The organism is Streptomyces sp. NPDC104814, from assembly GCF_055583185.1.
Genome location: NZ_JBVJOL010000007.1, coordinates 377,431 through 403,889, shown reverse-complemented (window position 1 = coordinate 403,889; position 26,459 = coordinate 377,431). Strand labels below are relative to the sequence as shown.

The window sequence follows — 26,459 nt, the reverse complement described above, 5'->3', positions numbered from 1 at the left end:
CCCTCCTGACCTCACCGCGCGTACGGACCCGCACCACGGGCCCGCCCAGAAATCTTAGCCCTGAAATATGTGCGGCGGGGCGGAGGAGGCAGCACAGGACCGCCCTCAGGTGATCGCGCGCTCCGTACACTGTCGCTGTGGCTGCACACAGGAAACCCGCGACGCAGAGCGCCGGCACGCCGGACGGCGAGGGCCGGCCCGCGCTGCCCGCGACCAGCTGGGCGGTGCTCGGCCTGCTCTCCTTCGGCGAGGAACTGTCCGGCTACGACGTGAAGAAGTGGGCGGACTGGTCGCTGCGCTTCTTCTACTGGAGCCCGTCCTTCAGCCAGGTCTACGGCGAGCTGAAGCGGCTGGAGAAGGCGGGTTACGTCACCGCCCGCATGGTGGCCCAGGAGACCGGCAACCGGGACAAGAAGGTGTACCGGATCACCGACGAGGGCCTCGACGCGGTGCGCACCTGGGCCCGTGAGGCCCCGGTCGAACCGCCGGTGCTCAAGCACGGCGTGATGCTCCGCCTGTGGCTCGGCCATCTGCTGGACCCCGAGCAGATGCGCGAGGTCCTCGGACGTCACCGGGCGTACGCCGAGACGATGCGCAAGCGGGCCGAGGCGGACGTCGAGGGTTCACGGGACCGCGAGGAGTGGGCCTACCCGGCGCTGACCCTGCGCTGGGCGGAGCGCTACTACGCCGCCGAGCGCGACCTCGCCGACGCCATGCTCGCCGACATCGAGGACCTGGCCGCCCGGGAAGGGGACTCCGCGTCGTAGGAGGGCCCACGCGCGGGACCGGGCCCGCATCAAGAGCGGCGGCCGCCCGAAGCGGCGAGTCCGCACCGTGAGCGCCCCGCCTCCGCCCCCGCCGCGTCCGGTCAGCCGCGCGGCTCCACCCGGCCGTAGGTCCGCCGGAAGTACACCAGCGCCGCCGTGTCCCGCGCGCCCGTGTCCCGCGGCGCCGCCGTCAGCGCGGTGACGCGGCCGAGGACGACCGTGTGGTCGCCGCCGGGCAGCGTGGCGTGCAGATCGCACTCGATCCAGGCGAGCGCCCCCTCGAGCAGGGGCGCCCCGTTGCCGCCCGGCCGCCAGGCGGCCCCGGTGAACTTGTCACCGCCGGTCACCGCGAACCGGCGGCACAGCTCCTCCTGGTCGGCCGCGAGGACGTTGACCGCGAACCGGCCGAAACGGCGGATGAGCGGCCAGGTCGTGGAAGTGCCCGCGGGGCAGAAGCACACCAGCGGCGGCTCCAGCGACACCGAGGAGAACGACTGCACCGCCATGCCCACGGGCCGCTGCCCGTCGAGCGCGGTGACGACAGCGACCCCGGTGCAGAAGCGGCTCAGCACATCCCGCAGCGCACGGTCGTCGACAGCGGGCGAGAGGGCGTTGCGTGAGGTGTCCGTGTACGGCATCCCGGCTCCAGTATGCCTAGTCGAAGTATTTCTAATAGGAATACTGACATTGGACCGCGCCCGCAACGCCCCGTCAAGCACGCACCGCAGGCTCAGGTCGGCGCCAGTTCCGCGACCAGCCGCTCCCGGTGCCAGGCGGGCGGCCCGAACAGCAGGCCGGAGCCGTGCGCGCGCTTGAAGTAGCGGTGGGCGCAGTGCTCCCAGGTGATACCGATACCGCCGTGCAACTGGATCATCTCGCCCGCGACGGCCGAGAACGCCTCCGAGCAGGCCGACTTCGCGGCCGCCGCCCGGCGTGTCAGCTCCGGGGAGCCCTCCGCCGCCGCGAAGGCGGCGCCGAGCGCAGCCGACCGGGCGGACTCCACGAGCACATAGGCGTCCGCCAGTCGGTGCTTGACGGCCTGGAAGGCGCCGATGGGCCGGCCGAACTGCACGCGTTCCTTGGCGTAGGACACGGTGAGTTCCAGGCAGCGTTCCGCCGCCCCGACCTGCTCGGCGGCCAGAGCCGTGCAGGCCAGGTCCAGTACCCGGGCGAGGACGCGTCCGCCGTCACCGTCGGCGCCGATGAGCCGCCCCTCGGCGCCCTCCAGCACCACACGGGCCTGGGCCCGGGTCCCGTCCAAGGCGGCCGTGGCTTCCCGGCGCACCCCGGCGGCCCGCACGGGCACCTCGAACAGCGACAGACCGGCCGCCGTACGGGCCGCGACCAGCAGGACGTCGGCCCGGTCACCGTCCAGGACGTGCTCCTTGGCCCCGCCGATCCGCCAGCCGGAACCGGCCCCGGCCAGGGCCTGCGCCCGCACCGCGGCCGCGTCCCAGCTGCCCTGCTCGGCCCATGCCAGAGCGCCCACCGCACGGCCCTCCGCGAGCTGTGGCAGCAGCCGGGCGCAGGCCGCCGTGTCACCGGAGGCGAGGAGCGCCTGCACGGTCAGCACCGCGGAACCGAGGTAGGGCACCGGGCTCAGCTCCCGGCCCAGCTCCTCCAGCACCACATGCACGTCGACGGGCCCGCAGCCCGCGCCCCCGTACTCCTCGGGCACGGCGAGTCCCGCGACGCCGATCTGCTCGGTGAGCGGGCGCCACGCGGCTGCTCCCTCGTGGCGGCCGAGCAACGACCGTACCGCGGCGCGCAGTTCCCGCTGTTCCTCGGTCCATCTCATGCGCCGGCTCCTTCCTCGGTGGGGGTGGCGAGCACCCGGGCCCGGCAGGCCGCCGGGGTGCCCCAGGCGGTCCGCAGCGCACCGGCCTTGCGGATCCACAGGGACAGGGGCAGTTCGTCGGTGTAGCCGAGCGCGCCGTGCAACTGCAGCGCGGTGCGGGCCGCAGTCTGTGCCGCCGCGCACGCGGTCAGCTTCGCGGCGGCGATGTCGGTGGCCGGGCCGGACGTGTCCGTGAGGGCCAGGGCCGCCGCGTGCAGCAGGGGTTCGGAGAACTCCAGCGCGATCAGGGTGTCCGCCAGCCGGTGCTTGACCGCCTGGAAGGACCCGATCGGCACGCCGAACTGGGTGCGCTGCCTGACGTGTTCGACCGTCCCGGCGAGCAGCGCACGTCCGACGCCGAGCGCCTGTGCGGCCGTCGCCAGCATCGCGATGTCCGTGGCGTACGCGGCCGCGGCCGTCACCTGCGGTCCGCGGGCCAGGACCCTTCCGCCCAGGGGCCGTACCAGCCGCCGTGCCGGGTCGGCGGACCGCTGCACGGGGCCGCACGCCTCGGCGAGTCGCAGCACGTCCCCGTCGGCGACCAGGACCGCGTCGGCCGTATCACCGTCCAGCGCGAACGGGGAGCCGAGCGCGGGCAGGCGCAGGGACACCGCCGTCTTGCCCGAGGCGATGCCGGGCAGCCACGCGGCAGCCGTGCCGGTGTCGCCGAGCCGGTCCAGCAACGCGGCCGCGGCCACCGTCTCCACCACCGGCCCGGGCACCGCGTGTCGCCCCAACTCGACGAAGGAGACGGCCAGTTCCACGGGCAGCGGGCCCACTCCGTCGTAGCGCTCGGGTACGGCCAGGGCGAAGACGCCGGCCTCGCCGAGCCGGGACCACAGCGCGCGTCCCGCCGCCGGTTCGCCGTCCGCCCATGCGCGCACCGCCGAGGGGGTGTCGGCCGCCGTGAGCATCGCGTCGAGGACACGGGCGAACGTGCGCTGTTCGTCGTCGAGAAGGAAACGCATCACCGGCGTCCTTTCGGCAGACCGAGCAGCCGCTCGGCGATGATGTCCCGCTGGATCTCGTTGGTGCCGGCGTAGATCGGCCCGGCCAGCGAGAAGACATGCCCCTCGGCCCACCTCCCGTGCCCGGGCGCCTCCGGGGCGTCGTCGGCGAGTTCACCGAGCGGACCGAGCAGATCCAGGGCGGTGTCGTGCAGCGCGATGTCCAGCTCCGACCAGAACACCTTGTTCAGGCTCGACTCCGCGCCGAGCGCGCCGCCGGCCGCCAGCCGGGAGGCGCTCGCATAGGTGAACAGCTGGTAGGCACGGGCGGCGGCCACCGCGTCGGCGACCCGGTCGCGCAAGGCCGTGTCCGAGGGGTCGGCGGACCCGCGCCACAGCGCGGCGAGCCGGTCGGCGGCGGCCAGGAAGCGGCCGGGGCTGCGCAGGGTCAGGCCGCGCTCGTTGCCGGCCGTGCTCATGGCCACCCGCCAGCCCTGGCCGGGTTCACCGATCACGTCCTCGTCGGGCACGAACACGCCGTCGAGGAACAGCTCGGCGAAGGCGGGCTTGCCGTCGAGCCGTCCGATGGGGCGCACGGTCACCCCGTCGGCGTCGAGCGGGAACATCAGGTAGGTCAGGCCCCGGTGCGGGCGGTCGGCGCCGGGATCGCTGCGGAACAGGCCGAACGCGCGGTCGGCGAAGGCGGCCCGGGACGACCAGGTCTTCTGCCCGTGGAGCAGCCAGCCGCCGTCGGTCCGTACGGCCGTGGAGCGCAGGGACGCGAGATCGGAACCGGCCTCAGGTTCCGACCACGCCTGCGCCCAGACGACCTCTCCGCTCGCCATGGCCGGCAGGATGCGGGCGCGCTGCTCGTCCGTGCCGTGCTCGAACAGGGTCGGCGCGAGCAGGCTGATGCCGTTCTGCGCCACCCGGCCCGGGGCCCCGGCGACGTAGTACTCCTCCTCGAAGACCAGCCACTCGACGAGGGAGGCGTCCCGGCCGCCGTACTGCGTGGGCCAGGTCACCGCCGACCACCCGCCTGCGGACAGCGTGCGCTCCCATGCGCGGTGCGCGGCGAAGCCCTCGGCGGTCTCCAGGGAGGGCAGCGGAGCGGCGGGGACATGGGCGGCGAGCCAGGCGCGGACCTCGGCCCGCCAGGCGTGCTCGGCCGCGCTGAAGGCGAGGTCCATCAGGAGGACGCCTCCTTCATCGCCTTGACGTCCATGCCGCCGAGGGAGTCGTGCGCGGTCTCCGCGTTGTGCGCGTGGGCCAGGTGGTGCAGCCCGAACACCGAGTCCAGGCCGGCGTGCAGGCCCTGGAGATCCTCGGCCTGGTTGACGGCGCGCTTGGCCAGGGTCAGCCCCATGCGCGGCATCTCGGCCACCCGTGACGCCAGCTCCATGGTCTCCTCGGTCAGTTCGTCGCGGGGCACGACCCGGTTCACCATGCCGACCTCGTACGCGCGCCGGGCGGTCATCCGGTCGCCCGTGTAGAGGAACTCCTTGGCCACGCGCGGCGGCATCACCCACGGGTGCGCGAAGTACTCCACGCCGGGGATGCCCATGCGGACCACCGGGTCGGCGAAGAACGCGTCCTCGGAGGCGACGATGAGGTCGCAGACCCAGGCGAGCATCAGACCGCCCGCGACGCAGGCGCCCTGCACCGAGGCGATCAGCGGCTTGGGCAGCTCCCGCCAGCGGCGGCACATGCCCAGGTAGACCTCCGACTCGCGGGCGAAGCGGCTCTCCGCGCCGCTCTTGCCGGAGTGGTCCCACCACAGTCCGGCCCGGCGCTCGAACGGCAGATGGGCGTCGCGCCCCGGGCTGCCGATGTCGTGTCCGGCGGAGAAGTGCGCTCCCGCCCCGGCGAGCACGACGACCTTGACCTCGTCGTCGTCGGCGGCGCGGTAGAAGGCCGCGTCCAGGGCGTACGTCATCGCGGAGTTCTGCGCGTTGCGGTACTCCGGGCGGTTCATCGTGACCACGGCGACAGGGCCGCGGCGCTCGTAGGTCACCGGATCGTCGGGCGACGTGCGGGCGGTCGACATGCGCCCCCTCCTTTTCTAACAAGTGTTTGGTAGGTTAACGTCCTGGACGTCAGCCGTCGAGAGCCGTCCGGAGCCGCCCATGAACAGCGTCGAGGAGTTCCGCACCGAGGTCCGTGCCTGGCTGCGGGCCCACCTCACCGGAGAGTTCGCCGGCCTGCGCGGGCGCGGCGGCCCGGGCCGTGAGCACGAGGCGTTCGCCGAACGGCTCGCCTGGGAACGCCACATGGCCGCCGCGGGCTGGACCTGCGTCGGCTGGCCGAAGGAGTACGGCGGCCGGGGCGCGAGCCTGGAACAACAGGTCGCCTTCCACGAGGAGTACGCCCTCGCCGACGCCCCCGCCCGGGTGAACCACATCGGGGAGCAACTGCTCGGCCCCACCCTCATCGCCTTCGGCACACCGCAGCAACGCGAGCGGTTCCTGCCGCCGATCGTCGCCGTCGAGGAGCTGTGGTGCCAGGGCTACAGCGAACCGGACGCCGGCTCGGACCTGGCGGGCGTGCGCACCCGAGCCGTACGCGACGGCGAGGAGTGGGTGGTCACGGGGCAGAAGGTGTGGACGTCCCTCGCGCACGAGTCCCAGTGGTGCTTCGTCCTCGCCCGCACCGAGCCCGGCTCCACCCGGCACCACGGCCTGTCCTACCTGCTCGTGCCGCTCGACCAGCCCGGTGTGCAGGTCCGGCCCATCACCCAGCTGACCGGCACCAGCGAGTTCAACGAGGTCTTCTTCGACCGGGCGCGCGCCCCCGCCGGGCACATCGTCGGCGCGCCGGGCGACGGCTGGCGCATCGCCATGGCCACGCTCGGCTTCGAACGCGGCGTGTCCACCCTGGGCCAACAGGTCGGATTCCGCCGCGAGCTGGAGGGTGTCATCGCCCTCGCCCGGCGCAACGGCGCCCTCTCGGACCCGCTGATCCGCGACCGGATCGCCCGCGCCTGGACCGGCCTGGAGATCATCCGGTGCAACGCCCTGCGCATGCTCGACGGTGTCGCGGCCGGCGCACCCGGGCCGGAGGCGTCCATCGGCAAGCTGTACTGGGCCACCTGGCACCGCGAACTGGGCGAGCTCGCCATGGACGTGTGCGGCGCCGGCGGCATGCTCACGGCCGGCGGGCCCGACGAACTCACCGACTGGCAGCGGCTGTTCCTCTTCTCCCGCGCCGACACCCTCTACGCCGGGTCCAACGAGATCCAGCGGAACATCATCGCCGAGCGCGTGCTCGGCCTGCCGAAGGAGGCACGTCCGTGACCCCACCGCCGTACGAACCCGGACACGGACTGCTCGACGGGCGTGGCGCCGTCGTCACCGCCGCCGCGGGCGCCGGGATCGGCGGGGCGACCGCGCTGCGGCTGCTGGAGGAAGGCGCCCGCGTCGTCGTCTCCGACACCCACGCACGCCGCCTGAAGGAGTACGCCGCGCAGCTCGCCGACACCTTCGGCGCCGACCGCGTCGCCGCCCTGGCCTGTGACGTCACCGACGAGTCCCAGGTGGCCGCCCTGTTCGACCTCGCCGAGGAACGCCACGGCCGCCTGGACATCGTCGTCAACAACGCCGGACTCGGCGGCACCGCGGACCTCGTCGACATGACCGACGAGCAGTGGGACACCGTCCTCGACGTCACTTTGAACGGCACCTTCCGCTGCACCCGCGCCGCCCTGCGCCGGATGAAGGCGGCAGGACAGGGCGGGGTGCTCGTCAACAACGCCTCCGTGATCGGCTGGCGGGCCCAGGAGGGCCAGGCGCACTACGCCGCCGCCAAGGCGGGCGTCATGGCGCTCACCCGCTGCGCGTCGCTGGAGGCCGCCCGGTTCGGCGTCCGCGTCAACGCCGTCGCGCCGAGCCTCGCCATGCACCCCCACCTGGTGAAGGTCACCAGCCCCGAACTGCTGGACGAACTCACCGCCCGGGAGGCCTTCGGGCGGTACGCCGAACCCTGGGAGGTGGCCAACGTGATCGTCTTCCTGGCCTCCGGCTACTCGTCGTACATGACCGGCGAGGTCGTCTCGGTCAGCAGCCGGCACCCGTGAGGCCACGATGAACCGGCGCCGGACCACCGCCGGCCTGCGATGACCGCCGCGCCCGCACGGCGCGAGGCGCTCCTGGCCACCGCCGCCGAGGTGTTCGCCGCCCAGGGCTACCGCGCCACCACCGTCCGCAGGATCGCGGACGCGGCCGGGATGCTCGCGGGCAGCCTCTACTACCACTTCGACTCCAAGGAGTCGATGCTCGACGAGATCCTCTCCGGCTTCCTCGACGACCTGTGGGCCCGCTACGACACGGTCCTCGCCGCCGGTCTGGCGCCCGCGCCCACCATCGAGGCCCTCGTCACCGAGTCCTTCCGGCAGATCGGCCGGCACCGCGACGCCGTCGCCATCTACCAGAAGGAGGCACGGCAGTTGCAGACGCAGCCGCGCTTCTCCTACCTCGCCGACGCACAGGCCGGGTTCGAGAGGGCGTGGCTGAGCACCCTGGAGCGCGGAGTGGCCGACGGGTCCTTCCGCGCCGACCTCGACGTCCGGCTCACCTACCGCTTCCTGCGCGACACCGTGTGGGTCGCCGCCTCCTGGTACCGGCCGGACGGACAGCACAGCCCCGAGGAGATCGCCCGCCAGTACCTGTCCATGGTGCTCACGGGCATCACCCGGCGCGCAGCACATCCCCGCACATCCCCGGCAGTGAACAGGAGTGATTGATCGTGGCCGAGGCCTACATCGTCGAAGCGGTGCGCACCCCCGTCGGCAGGCGCGGCGGCGGACTGTCCGCCGTCCACCCCGCCGACCTCGGCGCGCACGTCCTCACGGCGCTCATGGAACGCTCCGGCGCCGACCCGGCGGCCGTGGAGGACGTCGTGTTCGGCTGCCTGGACACCGTCGGCCCGCAGGCCGGTGACATCGCCCGCACCTGCTGGCTGGCGGCCGGACTGCCCGAGGAGGTTCCCGGCGTGACCGTCGACCGGCAGTGCGGCTCCTCCCAGCAGGCCGTGCACTTCGCCGCCCAGGCCGTGCTGTCCGGCACCCAGGACCTGGTGGTCGCCGGGGGCGTGCAGAACATGTCGATGATCCCGATCGCCTTCGCCACCCGCCAGGCCGCCGAACCGCTCGGCCTGACCCAGGGCCCGTACGCCGGTTCGCAGGGCTGGCGCGCCCGCTACGGCGACCGGCCGGTCAACCAGTTCGCCGGCGCGGAGATGATCGCCGAGAAGTGGGGCATCTCACGGCGGGACATGGAGGAGTTCGCGCTGCGCTCCCACCGGCGCGCGATCCGCGCCATCGAGGAGGGCCGCTTCGACCGCGAGGTCGTCCCCTACGGCGACGTGACCACCGACGAGGGCCCGCGCCGCGACACCGGCCTGGAGAAGATGGCCGGCCTGAAGCCGGTCCTCGACGGCGGTACCATCACCGCCGCCTGCTCCTCCCAGGTCTCCGACGGCGCCTCGGCGATGCTGCTCGCGAGTGAACGGGCCGTCCGCGAGCACCGGTTGACCCCGCGCGCCCGCATCCACCACCTGTCGGTGCGCGGCGAGGACCCCATCCGCATGCTGTCCGCGCCGATCCCCGCCACCGCGTACGCCCTGAAGAAGGCCGGGATGTCCCTCGACGCCATCGATCTGGTCGAAATCAACGAGGCGTTCGCACCGGTGGTGCTGGCCTGGCTCAAGGAGACCGGCGCCGACCCGGACAAGGTCAACGTCAACGGAGGCGCCATCGCCCTCGGCCACCCGCTAGGCGCCACCGGCACCAAGCTGATGACCACGCTGCTGCACGAACTGGAGCGCACCGGCGGCCGCTACGGGCTGCAGACCATGTGCGAGGGCGGCGGCCAGGCCAACGTCACCATCATCGAACGGCTCTGACCGCACCGCACGCGCGGCGACGCCCGTCCCCAGCCGCGGGGACGGGCGTCGCACGCGCGGTGTCAGCTGCGCGGCAGTACCGGGCCCGCGCTCCACCGGAAGACATGGACGAGGTCCGGTGCCACGATGCCGGCGCCGGGCACCTCGCCGTCGAACCAGCGGTCCACACAGGTCCAGTGGTAGGGGTGCGCCAGATAGCCCCGGGTGAGGCCGTCGAGGTCCGCGTACTCCTGCTCCCACACATGCGTCCACCGCGAGGGCGTGAGCGTCCGGTCCACGCGGCTCAGCGCCCAGGAACGGATCGCGGGTATGTGCGCCGGCATGGCGAGCAGGTCCCGCTCGAGCCGGCCCACGAGGGCGTCGGGAGTGCCGGGACGCACGGCCATCAGGAGCGTCCGTTTCACGCGGGCGCCGGTCAGCGGCACGTACCGGCTGCGTACGGGTGCGAGCGCCACCGCGACGACGGGACGCGGCAGAGCGGCGTCGGCGGCGATCCGGTCCGGCGGCCGGTCCGCGGTCAGGTCCCAGCCGCCGCCGGTGCCGCCGAGGCAGCCGGGCAGGTCGGGCCCCGCCGAGGACACCGACACCCCGGGAAGCCTCACCGCCGCGGGGTACGGGGCGGCCCGGCCGGGCGGGAGCAGCGCCACCCAGCGGGTCACCCCGCGCCGCCTTCCTCGCCGAGGCCGAGCGGTTCGAGCACCTGACGGTCGCGCTCCTGGGCGATGGCGTCGGTCCGCGCCCAGAATTCGGCGACCCGCGGATCGCGTTTGGCCGCCGACCGCGCGGCGAAGTACGCGCCGCTGTCCGGCAGCGACCACAGCACGCGCACGGCCGCCGTGTCCGGGCCGGTCCAGGTGCGCCACACACGCTCGGCGACCATGCCGCGCTCGCGGGCGCCCGGCAGATACTCCGCGCGCCAGCACCGCAGCCATCCCGTCACCCGCTCGCCCGGAAGGACGACGGTGTCGAGGACGTGGACCCCGCTCACGCCAGCTTCTCCAGCACCGTGCAGCGGTAGCGGTCGACCTGCTCGCGCAGAGCCGCGAGCCCGCGCGCGCCGGCCAGCCCGGCCGCGCCCCGGATGCGCGGCGCGATGACCAGACGGCTCGCGCCCGCCTCGGTGAAGCCGCGCACCCAGGACGCGTCGCCCTCCCGGTCCCGGTCACGGGAGCCCGGCCACGCCGTGATCTCCACGGCGTCCTCCGGCCGTCCCGCCGCACGGGCGGCCCCGCGCAGCAACTCGGCCTGGCGGGCGAAGTCCCGGGGGCCGATCGTGTACGGGAACCAGCCGTCGCCGACGCGGCCGGCCCGGCGCACGGCCGGGTCGCTGTTCCCGCCGAGCACGACCGGCACCGCACCACCGCCGGGCCGGGGCAGCGAGTGCAGACCGGTGAAGGACACATGCCGCCCGCTGTAGGCGGCCGGTGCGCCGGCCCACAGCGCGCGCATCGCGCCCACGCACTCCTCCAGCCTGCGCCCGCGGTCCTGGTAGGGGACCCCGACGGCGGCGTACTCCTCCCTCTGCCAGCCGATGCCGAGCCCCAGCATCAGCCGGCCGCCGGAGTGCCGGTCGACGGTCGCGGCCCGCTTGGCGAGCACCACGGGGCTGTGCAGCGGGGCGACCATCATGGCGGTGCCGAAGCGCAGGGTGCGCGAGGCGCCCGCGAGGAACGCGATGGTCTCCAGCGGGTCGGGCAAGGGCACGGAGCCCGAACTGCCGGGGATGCGGCCGTCGTCGGAGTAGGGGTACAGCGGTTCGTAGCCGTCGGCGACGACGACGTGCTCGACCGTCCACAGCGATTCCACGCCGCACTCCTCCAAGGTGCCCGCGAGGTCGCGCAGGAAGCCACCGGAGGTGATCAGGCCGTCCGTGAACGGCGCCATCATTCCCAGTCGGAGCATGATGGTTCCCTCACTTCAGCAGGGCGGCGCGCAGTCTCGCCAGGGTCGGGGTGTCCAGGCCGAGGCCGTCGGTGAGGTAGCCGTGGAGGCTGCCGTAGTCGCGCTCGGCCTGGTCCAGGGCCGCCCGCAGGTAGTCGTCGCGGACCTCCTGGAGCGGGATCAGCAGGTCAGGGTTCTGCATCAGACCGGCCTTCCTGAGCCCCTCGCGGACCGCGCGGTCGGCCTGTGCGCGCACCTGGTTCGACAGCAGGTAGTCCCGCTCGGCCGTCGCGGGCGCCACACCGACCGCGCGCAGCAGCAGGTAGCTCATCCAGCCGGTGCGGTCCTTGCCGGAGGTGCAGTGGTACAGCAGGGGGGAGCGCCGGTGGTCGGCGATGTCCCGTACGGTGGCCGCGAACTGCTGCCGGTCGACGGGGTCGGTGACGAAGGCGCGGTAGACGGCGCGCATGAACTCCTCCGCCTTGCCGTCGCCCAGCGTCTGCTGCTGCGCGACCGGGTCGGCGGAGCCGATGACCTGCTGGAGCCGGGCGGACAGCCCCAGGTCGGACACGGGCCGGTCGGTCACGGTGAGACCGTCCGGCAGACGGTCGTCGCCGTCGTGCCGTACCTCGTCGGGCACCCGGAAGTCGACGACGGTGCGCAGACCCAGCGCGGACACTCTGGTGAGGTCCGCGTCGGTCAGGCGGGCGAGCGCGTCGGCGCGGAACACCCGGCCCGTGCGGAGCTGACGGCCCGTCACCGTCGTGTAGCCGCCGAGGTCACGGACGTTGACGGCGCCGTCGAGCGGGACGACGCCGCCGGGGTGGGCGGGGGCGGTGACCGTCGGCGGTGCCGGGGACGCGGCCGCCGCGGCGGGCAGTGAACCGAGGGTGACGGCGGCGACCACCGCGGCGGTCGTCAGGCGGGGGATGAGCGGAGCACGCATCTGAGCAACTCCCGGAGATGAGGGGTGTCCCTGGTGGTGGGCCGGTCAGGCGCCGGTTGCGGTGCCGCTGGTGGTGGTGGTGGTGGTGGCGGCGGTGGCGGTGAGGGTGTGGAGGGTGGTCCGCGCCTCGGCCATGATCCGGTCGACGAGTTCGGCGCAGGACGGCAGATCGTCGATCAGGCCCGCGACCTGGCCGGCGGCCATGACACCCAGGTCGGTGCGGCCGTCCACCATCGAGGCCTTGAGGAGCATCGGGGTGTTGGCGGCCAGCAGGACCTGGCTCCACGTCAGTTCCCTGCCGTGCTTCATGGCGAGACCGTCGCGGACCATCCGGGCCCAGCTCATACCGGACTCGCGGCGGAAGGCGGCGGCATGGCGGACCGCGCGCAGCAGCGACGCGGCCCGCCCGGAGCGCTCCAGCGCGTCGACCAGGTCGGTGCGCAGCATCCGGTGCGGCAGCCCGTCCACCTCGGTGGTGACCGTGACGTCCTGGACCGTGGCGGCCAGATAGCGGGCCTTGACCGCGTCGGGGACGGTGCTGTCGGAGGTGAGCAGGAACCGGGTGCCCATGGCGACCCCGGCCGCCCCGTAGGCCAGTGCCGCGACCAGTCCGCGGCCGTCGCGGAAGCCACCGGCCGCGATCACCGGGATGCCGACGGCGTCCACCACCTGCGGCAGCAGCACGCTCGTGGCGACGCTCCCGGTGTGGCCGCCGCCCTCGCCGCCCTGCACCACCACGGCGTCGGCGCCCCACGCGGCGACCTTCTCGGCGTGCCGCCGCGCCCCGACGGACGGGATGACGACCACCCCGGCGTCCTTCAGCCGGGCGATCAGCTCCTGGGAGGGCGCCAGCGCGAAGGAGGCGACCTTCACACCCTCCTCGATGATGATCCGCACGCGTTCCGCCGCGTCGGAGGCGTCCGCGCGCAGGTTGACGCCGAACGGCGCGTCCGTACGGGAGCGGACCTCGCGGACGGCCGAGCGGAGCCGGCTCGTGGACATGGTCGCGGAGGCCAGGACGCCGAGCGCCCCGGCGTTCGCGGCGGCCGAGACCAGCCGGGGACCGGCCACCCAGCCCATGCCCGTCTGCACGAGGGGATGCCGCACCCCGACGAGTTCGGTCAGCGCGGTGGAGATCGTCGCGTCGCTCATGGCGCCGGCACCTCGCGCTCCCGCAGCCCCTTCGGATCGACGACGTCGCGGATCAACCGCAGTTCCTCGGCGGTCGGTTCACGGGTGTACGGCACCTCGTCGGGGACGGCGAGGCGGAAACCGGTGGCCTGCGCGACCTGTTCGACGGTGACGCCAGGGTGCAGCGAGCGCAGCCGCATCGTGCGGTCGGGGGTGCCGAAGTCGAAGACACCGAGGTCGCTGACGACCCGCGGGATGCGGTGGTACCGGCTCGCCGACGGACCGGCCGCGGCCGCACGGTCGTGGCCGACGCCCGAGACCATGTCGACCTTCTCGACGAACACCCGCGGGGAGTGCCGCGGCACCCAGTAACTCGTCGGGTTGTTCAGGGTGTTGACCGGCGCGCCGCGCACGCCGAGGAGTTGGCGTGCCGGGCGGGACCAGTCGCCGATGCAGGAGATGTTCTGGTTGCCGTGGCGGTCGAGCTGGCTCGCGCCCATCATCACATGGCGCCGGCCGGTGGCGACCAGGGCCAGATGCTGCCGGTACGGCAGCCAGCCCTCGATCACCTCGGCCCTGGCGCCGACCGCCGCCACGTCGGCGACGAGCAGCGCCTCGCCGTCGGTCAGCAGCAGGTCGGGGGAGAAGGTGAGCTTCGCCAGCCGGGCGCCGATCGCCGGGACCGTGCCCATCGGCGCCGCCAGCACCTCACCGGCGTCCCGCCATGCCTCGGCGCACGCCACGACGCAGTACTCGGCCCGGGTGGCCGTCATCGGATCTCCTCCTCGTGGAAGGCCGCCACCGCGGCCTGGTAGGCGTCCTCGTCGCCGGACAGGAACCGCTCGTTGAAGGCCCACCACGCCTCCGGGTCGCGGGCGGCCTGCGCATAGGCGCGCTGGAAGGCCTCGTCCCGGTCGTGGTCGGGGACGCATGAGGTGAAGTGGGCGCCGCGCGGCGTCTCCACGACGCCGTTCACGAACGCCCGCTTGACCAGCAGCGACTGCGGCCCGGCCTCCTTCAGCAGGTCGGCGGTGTCCACGATCCGCTCGCAGGAGACGTAGGCGGCGTCGGCGGCCTCGCAGAACAGGTCGTCGAAGTACGGGTCGGGACCCAGGTACTGGCCGTTGCCGTGCACATCGGCGCGATTGAGGTGGACGAGCGCCGCGTCCAGCCGCAGGGCGGGCACGGCGACCAGTTCCTCGCCGTCGTCGTACGGGGAGGAGACCGTGCGCAGCTGCGGGTTGACGTGCATCACGTCGGAGCCGAGTCCGGCCCGCACCGGCATGAACGGCAGCCGGTGGGCCGCTGCGGTCAGACCCCACATGAACATGGCCTCGTCCAGCTCCACCATCTCGAACGCGGCGCGCTGCCGGGCCGCGGTGAAGTGGGGCTCCAGCGGTATGGAGTCGAGGGTGGCGAAGGCCGCCACCAGCTTGCGGATCCTCCCGGCGGCGGCGAGCAGGCCCACGTCCGGGCCGCCGTAGGAGACCACGGTCAGGTCGGTGACGTCCGAGCGCAGCAGCGCCCGCACCAGCGCCATCGGCTTGCGGCGCGATCCCCAGCCGCCGATGCCGATCGTCATGCCGCTCTCCAGGCGGCCGACGACCTCCTCGGCGGTCATCGTCTTGTCCTTGCTCACTTACGTCAGCTCCTGTTCCGTGCGGAAGGTGTCGCGGACGCCGAAGGCACCGCGGACACGGTCGGCGACTCCGCTGAGGTTCGCCTCGAAGGTGAAGCCCTGCTCGAAGCGGTAACTGCGGTGGACGTCCACCGGGTCGATGCCGTTGATCGCCGCCTTGGCCAGGCGGATCAGTGAGCCGTCCTTCGCGGCGATCTCACCGGCCAGTTCCAGCGCGGCGTCGTGCAGTCGCTCGCGCGGTACCACCCGCCACACCGAGCCGTGCCGGTGCAGCTCCTCGGCGGTGACGGTGCGGGAGGTGTAGTACAGGGCCCGCATCAGGTGCTGCGGGACCAGCCGGGCCAGGTGCGTGGCCGCGCCGAGCGCGCCCCGGTCGAGCTCGGGCAGGCCGAACGTGGCGTCGTCGGCGGCGACGATCGCGTCGGCGTTGCCGGCCAGGCCGATGCCGCCGCCCAGGCAGAACCCGTGGACCGCGGCGACCACCGGTACCTCGCAGTCGTACACCGCGGCGAACGCCTCGTAGCAGCCGCGGTTGGCGCCGACGAGGGCGTCGTGGCCGGGCGTGCGCTGGATCTCCTTGATGTCGACGCCCGCGTTGAAACCGCGGCCGGCGGCGGTGAGCACCACACAGCGCACCGACGGATCGGCTCCGGCTGCGCGCACCGCGGCGGCCAGCTCGTACCAGCCCTTGACGGGAAGGGCGTTGACGGGAGGGAAGTCCACGGTGACGACGGCGACGCCGTCTTCCCGGACGGAGGTGGAGACACCCATGAGCAGATCAGCTACCTTTCCACCAAACGTTTGTTAGGTGTGCAAGGTAGCAGCGGTCCGCGCGCTGCGGGAGGTGCTCATTGGCGACGATCATTGATCTGACCGGATGTGTGACGGTGGTCACAGGCGGCACGCGGGGGGTCGGAGCGGGGATAGCCCGCGCCTTCCTCGAAGCCGGGGCGCAGGTCGTGACCTGCGCGCGCAACCCCCCGGAACGGCCCGTCGAAGCCGCCGGCCGCACCGCCCGTTTCCTGCCGGCCGACCTGCGCGACCCACGGGCGGTCGACGGCCTCTTCACGCGGATCCGCGAGGAGTACGGGCGACTGGACACCCTGGTCAACAACGCCGGCGGCACCCCGTTCCGGATGCTCGGCGAGGGCGGCGCCGAACGGCACGCCCGGGTCGTCGGGTTGAACCTCCTCGCGCCGCTGACCACCTCGCTCGCCGCGTACGAGGTGATGCGGGAACAGGAGCCGGGCGGGTCGATCGTGATGATCGGCAGTGTGAGCGGCACCCGCCCCTCACCCGGGACCGCCGCCTACGGTGCCGCCAAGGCGGGCCTGGACCATCTCGCCCGGACCATGGCCGTCGAGTGGGCGCCGAAGGTGCGCGTCAACACGCTCGTCCTCGGCATGGTCCGCACCGAACTGTCCCACCTGCACTACGGCGACGAGGACGGCATCACCGCCGTCGGCCGCACCGTCCCGCTCGGCCGGCTCGCCGAACCCGCCGACATCGGCGACGCCTGCGTCTTCCTCGCCTCCGACCGCGCCGCGTACGTCACCGGGGCGAGCCTGCACGTCCACGGCGGCGGCGAACGCCCGGCGTTCCTCGACGCCGCCACCGTCAACCACCTCTCCTGAAGGGAAACCACCCATGACCACCGGAATCTGCACCGGACGCGTCGCCGTCGTCACCGGCGCGGGACGCGGTCTCGGCCGCGCGCACGCCCTCGCCCTCGCCGCCGAGGGAGCCCGCGTCGTCGTCAACGACCTCGGCGTCGGCCTCGACGGCACCGGAGGCACCGCCGGACCCGCCCAGCAGGTCGCCGACGAGATCCACGCGCTCGGCGGGCACGCCGTCGCGCACACCGGCGACATCACCACCACGGACGGCGCCGCCTCCCTCGTCGCGACCGCCCTGGAGAACTACGGCCGCCTCGACACCCTGGTGAACAACGCCGGCTTCCTGCGTGACCGCATGCTCGTCAACCTCGACGAGGACGACTGGGACGCCGTCCTGCGCGTCCACCTCAAGGGCCACTTCCTGCCGCTCAAGCACGCCGCCGCACACTGGCGCGCCGAGGCCAAGGCCGGCCGTACCCCACAGGCCCGGGTCGTCAACACCAGCTCCGGGGCGGGACTGCTCGGCAGCGTCGGGCAGGGCAACTACTCCGCCGCGAAGGCCGGCATCGTCGGCCTCACCCTCGTCGCCGCCGCCGAGATGAGCCGCTACGGCGTCCAGGTCAACGCGATCGCCCCGGCCGCCCGCACCCGGATGACCGAGCAGACCTTCGCCGACACCATGACCGTCCCGCGGGACGGCGGCTTCGACGCGATGGCCCCGGAGAACGTCTCCCCGCTCGTCGTCTGGCTCGGCTCCGACGCCAGCGCCGGGGTGAGCGGGCGGGTCTTCGAGACCGAGGGCGGCCGCATCACCGTCATGGAGGGCTGGCGCCCGGGCCCCACCACCGACAAGGGCGCCCGCTGGACGCCGGCGGAGGCGGGGGACGCGGCCCTGAAACTCCTCGCACAGGCGCAGCCCCCGCAGCCGGTGTACGGGGCACAGTGATCGGTCGCTGACGTACGGGGACGACGGCAACCCCCTGAAGGGGTGCGGGGAACTGCGCGTACAACCCCCGGAAGCGGCGCGCGGAACTGCGGGAAGAACCACAACGCACCCACACCCGGCCATGCCCCCGGACCCCGACGGCGCTCCTTCCCAGTCAGCGGGAAAACGCCCTCCCCGCCCGTCCCGCACCCCCCTTAGCCTCCCCGAACAGCCCGACGCACCCGCGAAGGACCCCCATGCTCACGGACTCCCAAAGGCAGCGCGCGGCGCAGATCCTGCGTACCGCCGAGCACCGCCGAACGCCCGTCGACCCGCTGACCGAGACCTTCCCGGACATCGGCACCCAGGACGCCTACCAGATCCAGCTCGTCAACATCGGTCACCGCCTCGCCGCCGGAGCCCAGGTGCGCGGCCACAAGGTCGGCCTGTCGTCCCCGGTGATGCAGCAGATGATGGGCGTGGACGAACCGGACTACGGCCACTTGCTCGACGACATGGAGCTGAGCACCGGCACCCCCGTGCCCGTCGCCCGCTACTGCTCCCCGCGCGTCGAGGTCGAGGTCGGCTTCGTCCTCGGCGACGACCTGCCGGGCGAGGACTGCACCCCGCAGGACGTGCTCCGCGCCACCGAACGTGTCGTACCCGCCCTGGAGTTGATCGACAGCCGCATCCGGGACTGGCGGATCTCCATCGCCGACACCATCGCGGACAACGCCTCCTCCGCCGGATACGTCATCGGCGAGGGCCGCGACCCGCGCGAGCTGGACCTGAAGGCGATCGACGCGCGGCTGAGCAGCGGCGGCGAACTGCTCGCCGAGGGCCGCAGCGACGCCGTGCTCGGCGACCCGGCCGTCTCCGTCGCCTGGCTCGCCCGCACCGTCGCCCGCTTCGGCGTGCCCCTGAAGAAGGGCCACGTGGTGCTGCCCGGCTCCTGCACCCGGGCCGTCGACGTCACGGCGGGCGCGACGTTCACCGCCGACTTCGCCGGGCTGGGCCAGGTCTCCCTCACATTCACCGAAGGTGATGCACTGTCATGACGACCACCACGACCAAGGCGACCGCCGCGATCGTCGGCTCCGGCAACATCGGCACCGACCTGCTGTACAAGCTGCTCCGCTCCGACCTGGTCGAACCGCGCTGGATGATCGGCGTCGACCCCGACAGCGAGGGCCTCGCCCGCGCCCGCCGGGCCGGCCTGGAGACCACCCACGAGGGCGTCGACCGGCTGCTCGCCCAGGACGAGCTGCCCGACATCGTCTTCGAGGCGACCTCCGCCTACGTCCACCGCGCCAACGCCCCGCGCTACGCCGAACTCGGCATCAAGGCCGTCGACCTGACCCCGGCCGCCCTCGGCCCCGCCGTCGTGCCGCCCGCCAACCTGGGCGCGCACCTCGACAAGGCGAACGTCAACATGATCACCTGCGGCGGGCAGGCCACCATTCCCATGGTGTACGCCGTCTCGCGCGTCGTGCCCGTGCCGTACGCGGAGATCGTCGCCTCGGTGGCCTCGCTCTCCGCCGGGCCCGGCACCCGCGCGAACATCGACGAGTTCACCCGCACCACCTCGCGCGGCATCGAGACCATCGGCGGCGCCGAGCGCGGCAAGGCGATCATCATCCTCAACCCGGCCGAGCCGCCCGTCATCATGCGCGACACCGTCTTCTGCGCGATCCCCGAGGACGCCGACCACGCCGCGATCGCCGCCTCCGTCAAGGAGATCGCCGAGCAGGTCGCCGCCTATGTCCCCGGCTACCGCCTGCGCAGCGAGCCGCAGTTCGACGCCCCCCGCCCCGAGAACGGGGGGATGGCACGGGTGGCGATCTTCCTGGAGGTGGAGGGCGCCGGCGACTACCTGCCGCCGTACGCCGGAAACCTCGACATCATGACCGCCGCCGCCACCAAGGTCGGCGAGGAGTTCGCGAAGGGAATCATCGCGTGAGGACCTACTCCGGCACCCTCGACATCCGTGTCACCGACTCCTCGCTGCGCGACGGCTCGCACGCCAAGCGCCACCAGTTCACCGCCGAGGACGTCCGCTCCGTCGTCACCGCCCTGGACGACGCCGGCGTCCCCGTCATCGAGGTCACCCACGGCGACGGGCTCGGCGGCTCCTCCTTCACCTACGGCTTCTCCAGGACGCCCGAGCAGGAGCTGATCAAGGTCGCCGTGGACACCGCGCGGCAGGCGAAGATCGCCTTCCTGATGCTCCCCGGCCTCGGCGTCAAGGACGACATCCGGGCCGCCCACGGCAACGGCGCGCGCGTGTGCCGGATCGCCACCCACTGCACCGAGGCCGACATCGCGGTCCAGCACTTCGGCCTCGCCCGCGAGATGGGCCTGGAGACCGTCGGCTTTCTGATGATGGCCCACTCCACGACACCCGAGAAGCTCGCACAGCAGGGCCGGATCATGACCGACGCCGGCTGCCAGTGCGTCTACGTCGTCGACTCGGCCGGAGCCATGGTCATGGACGACGTCACGGCCCGCGTCGAGGCCCTGGCCGCCGAACTCGGCGACGACGCCCAGATCGGCTTCCACGGCCACGAGAACCTGGCCCTGGGCACCGGCAACTCCATCGCCGCGATCAGGGCCGGCGCGGTGCAGATCGACGGCTCCACCCGCCGCCTCGGCGCCGGCGCCGGCAACACCGCCGTCGAGGCACTGGTCGCGGTGTGCGCCAAGATGGGCATCCGCACCGGCATCGATGTACTGAAGATCATCGACGCGGCCGAGGACGTGGTCCGCCCGGTGATGGACGACGAGTGCCGACTGGACCGTCTGGCCCTGCTGATGGGACACGCCGGCGTCTACTCCAGCTTCCTCAAGCACGCCTACCGGCAGGCCGAGCGCTACGGCGTCTCCGGTGCCGAGATCCTCCTGCGCGCGGGCGAGCGCCGCCTCGTCGGCGGCCAGGAGGACCAGCTCATCGACATCGCCGTGGAACTGGCCGCGCAGAACTGACCCGTACGACCGACACACCTGGGAGGGACCCCATGACGGCGATCGAAGAACAGGTCCGGGTCATCGACGCGGGCAGGCCGCCGGCGCGGTTCGCGCGCGGCTGGCACTGCCTGGGCCTCGCCGAGACCTTCAGGGACGGCGAACCGCACGAGATCGAGGCGTTCGGCACCAAGCTGGTGGTGTTCCAGGGCGCCGACGACCAACAGCTGCACGTGCTGAACGCCTACTGCCCGCACATGGGCGGCAACCTCGCCCACGGCAGCGTCAAGGGCGACACCGTCGCCTGCCCGTTCCACGACTGGCGCTGGTCCGGCAACGGCCGCTGCGCGGACATCCCCTACGCCCGCCGGGTCCCGCCGCGCGCGAAGACCCGCTCCTGGCTCACCCTGGAGCGCAACAAGCAGCTGTTCGTCTGGCACGACCCCGAGGGCAACCCCCCGCCGCCCGGCGTCACCATCCCCGAGATCGCCGGCATCCACGGCCCCGAGGCCGGCCAGTGGAGCGAGTGGACCTGGAAGACGCTGCGCGTCGAGGGCTCCAACTGCCGGGAGATCGTCGACAACATCGTCGACATGGCCCACTTCTACTACGTCCACTTCTCCTTCCCGACGTATTTCAAGAACGTCTTCGAGGGCCACATCGCCACCCAGTACATGGAGAGCAGCCCCCGCCAGGACGTCGACCTCGGCACGCTGAGCGCCCCCTTGCGCTCCGACGCCTCGTACTACGGCCCGTCGTACATGATCGACTACCTCTGGTCGCCGGTGGCGGAGGGCGTCGAGATGGAGATGGTGCTCATCAACTGCCACTACCCGGTGGACGAGAACAGCTTCGTGCTCCAGTACGGCGCGATCGTGAAGAAGCTGCCCGGGATGACCGACGAACAGGCCGCGCAGGCGGCCGAGGTCACCTCCGTAAGCCTCGCCCAGGGCTTCGAGCAGGACGTGGAGATCTGGAAGAACAAGACCCGCATCGACAACCCGCTGCTCACCGAGGAGGACGGCCCGGTCTACCAACTGCGCCGCTGGTACGAGCAGTTCTACGTCGACACCGCCGACGTCAAGGACGAGATGATCCGGCGCTTCGAGTTCGAACTCGACACCGGCCGGGCCAACGAGACATGGCGTGCGGAGGTCGAGGCGAACCTGGCCCGCCGCACCGCCGAGGCACAGCGGGAGACCGGAGTCTGACATGCAGCCGGTGGAGTGCGCGACCTGCGGCAACCAGGTCCTGTGCGAGAAGTTCAGCATGGCCCACACCTCCGTGCAGTGGACCGCGGATGCGGCCGTCGCCTGCGGGGAGTTCAGCGGCCGGGCGACCGAGGGCGGCAGCACCGCCCGGATCCGGACCTGCCGGGCACTGCGCGAGAGCATCGACCGCGCGGTCGAGAACGGCACCCTGGAGGTCGCCGATGTCTGAGCCGACGTCGGAACCGGTGCCCGGCGGGCCGCGCACCCACCGGCTGCGGGTCACCGAGGTGATCGCCGAAACGGCCGACGCGCGTTCCCTGGTGCTCCAGGCGCCGCCGGAGAGCGCCGGCCGCTTCGCCTACCGCCCGGGCCAGTTCCTCACCCTCAAGCTCCCCGGCCCGGACGGCACATGGGCCGCCCGCTGCTACTCGCTGGCCAGCTCACCGCACACCGGGGAGCCGATGAAGGTCACCGTCAAGCGGGTGGCCGGCGGACACGGCTCCAACTGGGTCTGCGACCACATCACGGCGGGCGACGAACTGGAGGTGCTGCCCCCGGCCGGCACGTTCACCCTGGACTCCTTCGACCGGGACCTGCTGCTCGTCGCCGGGGGCAGCGGCATCACCCCGGTGCTGTCCATCGCCAAGTCGGCCCTCGCCGAGGGCGGTCACCGCATCACCCTGCTCTACGCCAACCGCGACGACTCCTGCGTCATCTTCCGCGACGAGCTGCGCGCCCTGAGCGAGGCCCACCCCGACCGCCTGCTCGTCCTGCACTGGCTGGAGTCCCTCCAGGGCCTGCCGGTCGCCGGCCGGCTGGCCGCCACGCTCGCCCCCTACGCCGGCCGCGCGGCCTACCTGTGCGGCCCGCAGCCGATGATGGACGCCGCCGAACAGGCGCTCCGGACCCTCGGCACACCGGGCGACCGCATCCACCGCGAGCGGTTCTTCTCCCTCGGCGCCGACGTCTTCGACGCACCGGCCGCCGCCCCCACCGGGCCGGCGGAGGGCGCCGGCACGCTGCGGGTGGAACTCGACGGACAGACCCGGACGCTGCCCTGGCCCCCCGGCACGGTCCTGCTCGACGTCCTGCTGGCCGCCGGCGTGGACGCGCCGTACTCCTGCCGGGAGGGCGCGTGCAGCGCCTGCACCTGCCGGCTGGAGAGCGGCGAGGTGAAGATGCTCCGCAACGACGTCCTGGACGACCACGACGTCGCCGAGGGCTACGTCCTGGCCTGCCAGGCGCTGCCCCTGACCGACCGGGTCGACGTCACCTACTCCTGACCCGTCACGACCCGATCGAAGGAGCCGACCATGCAGGAGCCGACCATGCCCCGCACCTGTCTCGTCACCGGAGCGGCCTCCGGACTCGGCAAGGCCACCGCCGACCGGCTGCGCACACAAGGACACACCGTCGTCACGGCGGACCTGAAGGACGGCGACATCCACGCCGACCTGTCCACGGCCGAGGGCCGCACCGCACTCGTGGAGCGGACACGGGAACGGACGCGGGGCCGGCTCGACGCCGTCATCGCCTGCGCAGGCATCGCGGACTTCGCCCCGCTCACCGTCCAGGTCAACCACTTCGGCGCCGTCGCCACCCTGGAAGGACTGCGCCCCCTGCTGGCCGCGGGACGCGAGCCGCGGGCCCTCGTCGTCGGCTCCGTCGACTGCGTGCACCCGACCGATCCCGCCATCGTCGACGCCGCGCTCGCGGGCGACGAGGAAGCGGCGGTGGCGGCCGCCCGGGCGGCCGTCGAGCGCGGCGAGGGACACCTCGTCTACTCCTCCTCCAAGGCCGCCGTCTCCCGCTGGGTGCGCCGCAGCGCGGTCACCGGGGACTGGGCCGGCGCCGGTATCGCGCTCAACGCCGTCGCGCCCGGCGTGATCCTCACCCCGCTGACGCGTCCCCTGCTCGACGACCCCGAGATGCGGGGCCTGGTCGAACAGAGCGTGCCGATGCCGCTGCACGGCCACGCCCGGCCCGAGCAGATCGCCCCGCTCCTCACCTGGCTGACCTCCCCGGAGAACACCCACGTCACCGGCCAGGTGGTCTTCGCCGACGGCGGCGCGGACGCGGTACTGCGCGGCGACAGCACCTGGTGACGGAGGCGGGCAGGCACGCCCGCCCGTCGGGGCGAGTGGCAGGCAGTGCCTGCCCGCCGGCGCGGGTGGAGTGAGTGCCTGCCTGCCCGGGGGCTCAGGACCGAGCGCCTCCGCCCGGGGGTGGCTCGATCCGAGCGCCTGCCCCCAGGGGCGCAGGCCCGAGGGCCTGCCCGCCGGGGGGGCAGGTCCGGGGGTCTCCCGCAGGGGCGTGACGCCTTCGGGCTTCAGACCTGTCGCGGACGCCGCCTCACACCCGTCGTGGCGGCCGCCTCACATCCACTCGCTGAAGCGCAGCCACGCCATCATCGTGTCCATCGCGGGCTGCGGCACACCCGGCTCCGGCGGCGTCCCGGCCGGGTGTGCGTGCCGCCCGGGGCCGAACATGGCCTGCCACACCGCCCGGGCGCAGCCGCGCACGGCGGGGGCGATGCGCTCCAGCTCCCGGTGCGCACCGTTGCCGCACACCGAGATCGCGGCGATGGCCCGGCCCGCGCCGCGCAGCGGTGCCGCCACGCACGACACCCCCCGGAACCCCTCCTCATGGTCGAAGGCCACCCCGCGCTCCCGCGCCAGCGCCAGTTCCCCGCGCAGGGACTCCGGGCGGGTGATGGTGCGCGGCGTCCTCGGCCGCAGCCCCTGCCCGATCACCTGCTCCACCAGCGCGGCGTCGGAGAAGGCCAGGATCGCCTTGCCGGACGCCGTGCAGTACGCCGGCTGCCGGCCGCCCACCCGCGACGGCACACCGGAGTCGTCGGAACCACCGATCCGCTCCAGGTAGACCACCTCGGTACCGTCGAGCACGGTCAGGTGCACCAGATGGCCGGTGGACTCGTGCAGCGCGTGCAGATGGGGCAGCGCCGCGCGCCGCAGCCGGTTGTGATGCGTGGCCAGCGCGCCCAGTTCCAGCATGCCCAGCCCCAGCCGGTAGTCCCGGCCCTCGCGCTCCAGCCAGCGCAGCTGCACCAGCTGGTCGAGGATGCGGTGCGCCGACGACCGGGGCAGGCCGGAGCGGCGTACGACCTCGGTGAGCGTCAGACGGGGTTGCGCGGTCTGGAACGCGCTGAGAACCTTCGCCGCCTTCTCCAGCAGGGAGAGCGGCGGGTGACCGGCCTCGACAGCGTGCGACGTCATCGGCACCTCCCACACGGACGGCCGACGGCCCCGGGGCGGGGCCGTCATGGGCGATCTGCGGGGGAGACTGCCAGCGGATCCCATCTGCTGGGAAGAGGGTATTTCGTTTCGGAACAGTAACGCGTAGGTTCCCCCCATCGCCCCAGGACGACCTGAGGACCCTGAGAGGGATGCGCATGCGCGACGACGACGTGTCCGCGGCGGTTCGCGACCTGGCCCCCGCCGTGCGCGAGCGAGCCGCCGAAGCCGAGGAGCGCCGCCGCCTGCCCGACGCCTCCGTCAAGGAGCTGGAACAGGCCGGCTTCTTCCGGTTGCTGCAACCCCCGGCCCACGGCGGACTCGCCGCCGATCCGGCCGTCTTCTACGACGCCGTGCGCGAACTCGCCAAGGCGTGCGGCTCGACCGGCTGGACCGCCGCCGTCCTGGGGGTGCACCCCTGGCACGTGGCCCTGTTCGACCCGCGCGCCCAGCGGGAGGTGTGGGGCGAGGACGACGCCGCCCGGATCTGCTCCTCGTACACCCCGGCCGGTACCGTCACCGCCGTGCGCGGCGGCTTCCGTCTGCGGGGCCGCTGGCCCTTCTCCTCCGGCTGCGACCACGCCCGGTGGGCGCTGCTCGGCGGACTCGTCACGGACGCTCAGGGCCGGCCGGTCGACATGCGCACCTTCCTGCTGCCCCGCGACGCCTACCGCGTCGAGGACGTGTGGGACACCGTCGGCCTGCGAGGAACCGGCAGCAACGACATCGTCGTCGACGACGCCTTCGTCCCCGAACACCGCACGCTCGGCTACGGCCCCATGAGCGCCCTGCACTGCCCCGGACAGGAGGTCAACACCCAGCCGCTGTACCGGCTGCCGTACGCCGCCGTCTTCACCACCGCGATCTCGACGGCGATGGTCGGCATCGCCGAGGGCGCGTACGACGACCATGTGGCGACCGCCCGCGCGCGCGTCAGCGTCTCCTACGGGCAGCGGGCCGCCGAGGACCCCTTCGTGCAGGTCCGCATCGCCCGCGCCGCCGGCGACATCGACGCCGCCTGGCTCCAGCTCACCCGCAACATCGCCGACCTGTACGCCTGCGCCCGCAGCGGCGACGAACCACCGACGTCCCTGCGCGCCCGCACCCGCCGGGACCAGGTGCTCGCCACCGAACGCGCCGTCGGGGCACTGGACCTGCTGCTCGGCGACGCCGGCGCACGCGCCCTGAGCACCGGGGGCGTCCTGCAGCGCGCCTGGCGCGACGTGCACACCGGTCGCGGCCAGGCCGCCAACGACGTGGAACGCGCCCTCGTCCTGTACGGCAAGGACGCGCTCGGCATCGCGGTCCAGGACCCCATGCTCTGATCCCCACCCCCGTCACAACCCGACGCCCGACGCCGAACGTCCAACGCCCAGCGCCCCCCGCCCGGCTCCGCCCGCGCGGCCCCGCGTCGATCCGGGCGGGGGTTCCGCCCTGTCCGCTTCC

Annotated in this window: 29 protein-coding genes; 15 read left to right on the top strand and 14 right to left on the bottom strand. The window is 73.2% G+C overall.

Annotated elements, in window-relative coordinates:
- The first annotated feature begins 137 nt into the window (after nucleotides 1–137).
- On the top strand, nucleotides 138–767 hold the full coding sequence (locus tag ACZ64A_RS24670; RefSeq protein WP_469813154.1) for a PadR family transcriptional regulator: 630 nt from the start codon (nucleotides 138–140) through the stop codon (nucleotides 765–767).
- A 101-nt stretch (nucleotides 768–868) separates the two neighbouring features.
- On the opposite strand, the gene ACZ64A_RS24665 is transcribed toward ACZ64A_RS24670, so the two are convergent.
- The 5 genes from ACZ64A_RS24665 to ACZ64A_RS24645 form a co-directional block, all read right to left on the bottom strand.
- Nucleotides 869–1,405: a flavin reductase family protein gene (locus tag ACZ64A_RS24665; RefSeq protein ID WP_469813153.1), complete on the bottom strand. Its 537-nt coding sequence runs from the start codon at nucleotides 1,403–1,405 to the stop codon at nucleotides 869–871.
- Between the two features lie 92 nt (nucleotides 1,406–1,497).
- Nucleotides 1,498–2,565: an acyl-CoA dehydrogenase family protein gene (locus tag ACZ64A_RS24660; protein ID WP_469813151.1), complete on the bottom strand. Its 1,068-nt coding sequence runs from the start codon at nucleotides 2,563–2,565 to the stop codon at nucleotides 1,498–1,500.
- Entirely contained in the window at nucleotides 2,562–3,572 is a 1,011-nt protein-coding gene (locus ACZ64A_RS24655) for an acyl-CoA dehydrogenase family protein (RefSeq protein ID WP_469813150.1), read from the bottom strand. The genes ACZ64A_RS24660 and ACZ64A_RS24655 overlap by 4 nt, the downstream gene beginning before the upstream one ends.
- Nucleotides 3,572–4,741 carry an acyl-CoA dehydrogenase family protein gene (locus ACZ64A_RS24650; protein ID WP_469813148.1) on the bottom strand — a complete coding sequence of 390 codons (1,170 nt, stop codon included), beginning with the start codon at nucleotides 4,739–4,741 and terminating at the stop codon, nucleotides 3,572–3,574. The genes ACZ64A_RS24655 and ACZ64A_RS24650 overlap by 1 nt, the downstream gene beginning before the upstream one ends.
- Nucleotides 4,741–5,598: an enoyl-CoA hydratase gene (locus tag ACZ64A_RS24645; protein WP_469813146.1), complete on the bottom strand. Its 858-nt coding sequence runs from the start codon at nucleotides 5,596–5,598 to the stop codon at nucleotides 4,741–4,743. The genes ACZ64A_RS24650 and ACZ64A_RS24645 overlap by 1 nt, the downstream gene beginning before the upstream one ends.
- Before the next feature lie 79 nt (nucleotides 5,599–5,677).
- Here ACZ64A_RS24645 and ACZ64A_RS24640 point away from each other — a divergent pair, with 79 nt between their 5' ends.
- The 4 genes from ACZ64A_RS24640 to ACZ64A_RS24625 are packed head-to-tail and all read left to right on the top strand — an operon-like array spanning nucleotide 5,678 to nucleotide 9,449.
- Nucleotides 5,678–6,844 (top strand): acyl-CoA dehydrogenase family protein, encoded by a 1,167-nt coding sequence (locus tag ACZ64A_RS24640; protein ID WP_469813145.1) that lies wholly within the window; start codon nucleotides 5,678–5,680, stop codon nucleotides 6,842–6,844.
- Nucleotides 6,841–7,623 carry an SDR family oxidoreductase gene (locus ACZ64A_RS24635; protein WP_469813144.1) on the top strand — a complete coding sequence of 261 codons (783 nt, stop codon included), beginning with the start codon at nucleotides 6,841–6,843 and terminating at the stop codon, nucleotides 7,621–7,623. The genes ACZ64A_RS24640 and ACZ64A_RS24635 overlap by 4 nt, the downstream gene beginning before the upstream one ends.
- A 39-nt stretch (nucleotides 7,624–7,662) precedes the next feature.
- Entirely contained in the window at nucleotides 7,663–8,289 is a 627-nt protein-coding gene (locus tag ACZ64A_RS24630; RefSeq protein WP_469813142.1) for a TetR/AcrR family transcriptional regulator, read from the top strand.
- A 2-nt stretch (nucleotides 8,290–8,291) separates the two neighbouring features.
- Nucleotides 8,292–9,449 carry an acetyl-CoA C-acetyltransferase gene (locus ACZ64A_RS24625; protein ID WP_469813141.1) on the top strand — a complete coding sequence of 386 codons (1,158 nt, stop codon included), beginning with the start codon at nucleotides 8,292–8,294 and terminating at the stop codon, nucleotides 9,447–9,449.
- A gap of 62 nt (nucleotides 9,450–9,511) precedes the next feature.
- Here ACZ64A_RS24625 and ACZ64A_RS24620 read toward each other — a convergent pair whose 3' ends face one another.
- Genes ACZ64A_RS24620 through ACZ64A_RS24585 form a run of 8 tightly spaced genes read right to left on the bottom strand, consistent with a single transcriptional unit; the run spans nucleotide 9,512 to nucleotide 15,817 of the window.
- The gene (locus ACZ64A_RS24620; RefSeq protein ID WP_469813140.1) at nucleotides 9,512–10,108 is read right to left on the bottom strand and encodes a Dabb family protein; all 597 of its coding nucleotides are present in this window, start codon (nucleotides 10,106–10,108) and stop codon (nucleotides 9,512–9,514) included.
- Entirely contained in the window at nucleotides 10,105–10,437 is a 333-nt protein-coding gene (locus tag ACZ64A_RS24615) for an NIPSNAP family protein (protein WP_469813139.1), read from the bottom strand. The genes ACZ64A_RS24620 and ACZ64A_RS24615 overlap by 4 nt, the downstream gene beginning before the upstream one ends.
- On the bottom strand, nucleotides 10,434–11,351 hold the full coding sequence (locus ACZ64A_RS24610) for an LLM class F420-dependent oxidoreductase (RefSeq protein WP_469813137.1): 918 nt from the start codon (nucleotides 11,349–11,351) through the stop codon (nucleotides 10,434–10,436). The genes ACZ64A_RS24615 and ACZ64A_RS24610 overlap by 4 nt, the downstream gene beginning before the upstream one ends.
- 10 nt (nucleotides 11,352–11,361) lie before the next feature.
- Nucleotides 11,362–12,276 (bottom strand): tyrosine-protein phosphatase, encoded by a 915-nt coding sequence (locus tag ACZ64A_RS24605; protein ID WP_469813136.1) that lies wholly within the window; start codon nucleotides 12,274–12,276, stop codon nucleotides 11,362–11,364.
- 45 nt (nucleotides 12,277–12,321) lie between these two features.
- Nucleotides 12,322–13,428: an NAD(P)H-dependent flavin oxidoreductase gene (locus ACZ64A_RS24600; protein WP_469813135.1), complete on the bottom strand. Its 1,107-nt coding sequence runs from the start codon at nucleotides 13,426–13,428 to the stop codon at nucleotides 12,322–12,324.
- Nucleotides 13,425–14,180: a CoA-transferase subunit beta gene (locus ACZ64A_RS24595; protein WP_469813134.1), complete on the bottom strand. Its 756-nt coding sequence runs from the start codon at nucleotides 14,178–14,180 to the stop codon at nucleotides 13,425–13,427. Before ACZ64A_RS24595 ends, ACZ64A_RS24600 begins: the two co-directional genes overlap by 4 nt.
- Nucleotides 14,177–15,028, bottom strand: coding sequence for a CoA transferase subunit A (locus ACZ64A_RS24590; protein ID WP_469813232.1), 852 nt, complete (start codon nucleotides 15,026–15,028; stop codon nucleotides 14,177–14,179). The genes ACZ64A_RS24595 and ACZ64A_RS24590 overlap by 4 nt, the downstream gene beginning before the upstream one ends.
- Nucleotides 15,029–15,046: 18 nt before the next feature.
- Nucleotides 15,047–15,817 (bottom strand): enoyl-CoA hydratase family protein, encoded by a 771-nt coding sequence (locus tag ACZ64A_RS24585; RefSeq protein WP_469813133.1) that lies wholly within the window; start codon nucleotides 15,815–15,817, stop codon nucleotides 15,047–15,049.
- 80 nt (nucleotides 15,818–15,897) lie between these two features.
- Between ACZ64A_RS24585 and ACZ64A_RS24580 the strand changes: the two genes are divergently transcribed.
- The 9 genes from ACZ64A_RS24580 to ACZ64A_RS24540 all read left to right on the top strand — a co-directional run bounded on the left by ACZ64A_RS24580 (nucleotide 15,898) and on the right by ACZ64A_RS24540 (nucleotide 23,864).
- A complete protein-coding gene (locus ACZ64A_RS24580) occupies nucleotides 15,898–16,680 on the top strand; it encodes an SDR family oxidoreductase (protein ID WP_469813132.1) in 783 nt (260 codons plus the stop codon).
- A gap of 13 nt (nucleotides 16,681–16,693) precedes the next feature.
- Nucleotides 16,694–17,608, top strand: coding sequence for an SDR family oxidoreductase (locus ACZ64A_RS24575; protein WP_469813131.1), 915 nt, complete (start codon nucleotides 16,694–16,696; stop codon nucleotides 17,606–17,608).
- 236 nt (nucleotides 17,609–17,844) lie between these two features.
- Nucleotides 17,845–18,645 carry a 2-keto-4-pentenoate hydratase gene (locus ACZ64A_RS24570; protein ID WP_469813130.1) on the top strand — a complete coding sequence of 267 codons (801 nt, stop codon included), beginning with the start codon at nucleotides 17,845–17,847 and terminating at the stop codon, nucleotides 18,643–18,645.
- Entirely contained in the window at nucleotides 18,642–19,547 is a 906-nt protein-coding gene (locus ACZ64A_RS24565; RefSeq protein WP_469813128.1) for an acetaldehyde dehydrogenase (acetylating), read from the top strand. The genes ACZ64A_RS24570 and ACZ64A_RS24565 overlap by 4 nt, the downstream gene beginning before the upstream one ends.
- A complete protein-coding gene (gene dmpG, locus ACZ64A_RS24560) occupies nucleotides 19,544–20,569 on the top strand; it encodes a 4-hydroxy-2-oxovalerate aldolase (protein WP_469813126.1) in 1,026 nt (341 codons plus the stop codon). Before ACZ64A_RS24565 ends, dmpG begins: the two co-directional genes overlap by 4 nt.
- 32 nt (nucleotides 20,570–20,601) lie before the next feature.
- Nucleotides 20,602–21,759 carry a Rieske 2Fe-2S domain-containing protein gene (locus ACZ64A_RS24555; RefSeq protein ID WP_469813124.1) on the top strand — a complete coding sequence of 386 codons (1,158 nt, stop codon included), beginning with the start codon at nucleotides 20,602–20,604 and terminating at the stop codon, nucleotides 21,757–21,759.
- 1 nt (nucleotide 21,760) lies between these two features.
- Nucleotides 21,761–21,988 (top strand): hypothetical protein, encoded by a 228-nt coding sequence (locus ACZ64A_RS24550; RefSeq protein ID WP_469813122.1) that lies wholly within the window; start codon nucleotides 21,761–21,763, stop codon nucleotides 21,986–21,988.
- Nucleotides 21,981–23,042, top strand: coding sequence for a 2Fe-2S iron-sulfur cluster-binding protein (locus ACZ64A_RS24545; RefSeq protein ID WP_469813121.1), 1,062 nt, complete (start codon nucleotides 21,981–21,983; stop codon nucleotides 23,040–23,042). Before ACZ64A_RS24550 ends, ACZ64A_RS24545 begins: the two co-directional genes overlap by 8 nt.
- Before the next feature lie 30 nt (nucleotides 23,043–23,072).
- Nucleotides 23,073–23,864 carry an SDR family oxidoreductase gene (locus tag ACZ64A_RS24540; protein WP_469813120.1) on the top strand — a complete coding sequence of 264 codons (792 nt, stop codon included), beginning with the start codon at nucleotides 23,073–23,075 and terminating at the stop codon, nucleotides 23,862–23,864.
- 270 nt (nucleotides 23,865–24,134) lie between these two features.
- Here ACZ64A_RS24540 and ACZ64A_RS24535 read toward each other — a convergent pair whose 3' ends face one another.
- Entirely contained in the window at nucleotides 24,135–24,995 is an 861-nt protein-coding gene (locus ACZ64A_RS24535) for an IclR family transcriptional regulator (RefSeq protein ID WP_469813119.1), read from the bottom strand.
- A 176-nt stretch (nucleotides 24,996–25,171) separates the two neighbouring features.
- Between ACZ64A_RS24535 and hsaA the strand changes: the two genes are divergently transcribed.
- Entirely contained in the window at nucleotides 25,172–26,338 is a 1,167-nt protein-coding gene (hsaA, locus tag ACZ64A_RS24530; RefSeq protein ID WP_469813118.1) for a 3-hydroxy-9,10-secoandrosta-1,3,5(10)-triene-9,17-dione monooxygenase oxygenase subunit, read from the top strand.
- Nucleotides 26,339–26,459 lie beyond the last annotated feature (121 nt).

Coding starts and splice junctions, on each gene's coding strand:
- ACZ64A_RS24545 (WP_469813121.1), top strand. CDS start 21,981: ATGTCTGAGCCGACGTCGGAACCGGTGCCCGGCGGGCCGCGCACCCAC.
- ACZ64A_RS24665 (WP_469813153.1), bottom strand. CDS start 1,405: ATGCCGTACACGGACACCTCACGCAACGCCCTCTCGCCCGCTGTCGAC.
- ACZ64A_RS24555 (WP_469813124.1), top strand. CDS start 20,602: ATGACGGCGATCGAAGAACAGGTCCGGGTCATCGACGCGGGCAGGCCG.
- ACZ64A_RS24610 (WP_469813137.1), bottom strand. CDS start 11,351: ATGCTCCGACTGGGAATGATGGCGCCGTTCACGGACGGCCTGATCACC.
- ACZ64A_RS24595 (WP_469813134.1), bottom strand. CDS start 14,180: ATGACGGCCACCCGGGCCGAGTACTGCGTCGTGGCGTGCGCCGAGGCA.
- ACZ64A_RS24630 (WP_469813142.1), top strand. CDS start 7,663: ATGACCGCCGCGCCCGCACGGCGCGAGGCGCTCCTGGCCACCGCCGCC.
- ACZ64A_RS24585 (WP_469813133.1), bottom strand. CDS start 15,817: ATGGGTGTCTCCACCTCCGTCCGGGAAGACGGCGTCGCCGTCGTCACC.
- ACZ64A_RS24600 (WP_469813135.1), bottom strand. CDS start 13,428: ATGAGCGACGCGACGATCTCCACCGCGCTGACCGAACTCGTCGGGGTG.
- ACZ64A_RS24650 (WP_469813148.1), bottom strand. CDS start 4,741: ATGGACCTCGCCTTCAGCGCGGCCGAGCACGCCTGGCGGGCCGAGGTC.
- ACZ64A_RS24550 (WP_469813122.1), top strand. CDS start 21,761: ATGCAGCCGGTGGAGTGCGCGACCTGCGGCAACCAGGTCCTGTGCGAG.
- ACZ64A_RS24590 (WP_469813232.1), bottom strand. CDS start 15,028: ATGACCGCCGAGGAGGTCGTCGGCCGCCTGGAGAGCGGCATGACGATC.
- ACZ64A_RS24535 (WP_469813119.1), bottom strand. CDS start 24,995: ATGACGTCGCACGCTGTCGAGGCCGGTCACCCGCCGCTCTCCCTGCTG.
- ACZ64A_RS24645 (WP_469813146.1), bottom strand. CDS start 5,598: ATGTCGACCGCCCGCACGTCGCCCGACGATCCGGTGACCTACGAGCGC.
- ACZ64A_RS24605 (WP_469813136.1), bottom strand. CDS start 12,276: ATGCGTGCTCCGCTCATCCCCCGCCTGACGACCGCCGCGGTGGTCGCC.
- ACZ64A_RS24540 (WP_469813120.1), top strand. CDS start 23,073: ATGCAGGAGCCGACCATGCCCCGCACCTGTCTCGTCACCGGAGCGGCC.
- ACZ64A_RS24660 (WP_469813151.1), bottom strand. CDS start 2,565: ATGAGATGGACCGAGGAACAGCGGGAACTGCGCGCCGCGGTACGGTCG.
- ACZ64A_RS24575 (WP_469813131.1), top strand. CDS start 16,694: ATGACCACCGGAATCTGCACCGGACGCGTCGCCGTCGTCACCGGCGCG.
- ACZ64A_RS24565 (WP_469813128.1), top strand. CDS start 18,642: ATGACGACCACCACGACCAAGGCGACCGCCGCGATCGTCGGCTCCGGC.
- ACZ64A_RS24640 (WP_469813145.1), top strand. CDS start 5,678: ATGAACAGCGTCGAGGAGTTCCGCACCGAGGTCCGTGCCTGGCTGCGG.
- hsaA (WP_469813118.1), top strand. CDS start 25,172: ATGCGCGACGACGACGTGTCCGCGGCGGTTCGCGACCTGGCCCCCGCC.
- ACZ64A_RS24570 (WP_469813130.1), top strand. CDS start 17,845: ATGCTCACGGACTCCCAAAGGCAGCGCGCGGCGCAGATCCTGCGTACC.
- ACZ64A_RS24655 (WP_469813150.1), bottom strand. CDS start 3,572: ATGCGTTTCCTTCTCGACGACGAACAGCGCACGTTCGCCCGTGTCCTC.